Source organism: Pseudomonas entomophila, from assembly GCF_013523125.1.
Lineage (GTDB): Bacteria > Pseudomonadota > Gammaproteobacteria > Pseudomonadales > Pseudomonadaceae > Aquipseudomonas > Aquipseudomonas entomophila_B.
Genome location: NZ_JAAMQJ010000106.1, coordinates 1 through 775, shown reverse-complemented (window position 1 = coordinate 775; position 775 = coordinate 1). Strand labels below are relative to the sequence as shown.

General features: G+C 68.3%; 1 protein-coding gene. It reads left to right on the top strand.

Going from position 1 to position 775, the window contains the following annotated elements:
- Positions 1-775, top strand: a 775-nt coding sequence (locus G7007_RS21780) for an AMP-binding protein (RefSeq protein ID WP_181105173.1), incomplete at both ends; no start/stop codon positions are given.

Here is a 775-nt window from a genome sequence, read left to right as displayed (position 1 = left end):
GCTCCAGGGGATCATCGCGACCCAGCACGCCTGATCGAGCTGATTACCCGCGAGCAGGTCAGCACGCTGCACTTCGTGCCCTCGATGCTGCAGGCCTTCATGCAGGACCTGAACGTCTCGCGCTGCACCCGCCTCAAGCGCATCGTGTGCAGCGGCGAGGCGCTGCCAGCCGATGCGCAGCAGCAGGTCTTCGCCAGGCTGCCGGGTGCTGCCTTGTACAACCTCTACGGCCCGACCGAAGCGGCCATCGACGTGACCCACTGGACCTGCCGCGACGAAGGCCGCGACAGCGTGCCGATCGGCCAGCCCATCGCCAACCTGGCCTGCTACGTCCTCGATACCGAGCTGCAACCGGTGCCGGTGGGCGTGCTGGGCGAGCTGTATCTGGCCGGCGAAGGCCTGGCGCGCGGCTACCACCGCCGTCCGGGCCTGACCGCCGAACGCTTCGTGGTCAGCCCCCATGGCACCGGCGAGCGCCTGTACCGCACCGGTGACCTGGCCCGCCAACGCCCTGACGGGGTGATCGAGTACGCCGGTCGCATCGACCATCAGGTCAAGCTGCGCGGCCTGCGCATCGAGCTGGGCGAGATCGAGGCACGCCTGCTGGAACACGCCTTGGTGCGTGAAACCGTAGTGACGGTGCCCGATGGCAAGCAACTGGTGGGCTACGTGGTCCTTGAGCAGGAAGCCGAAGGTTGGCAGGCCGAGCTGGCCCAGCACCTGAGCCATGGCCTGCCGGACTACATGGTGCCGAGCCAATGGCTGGCGCTGGACC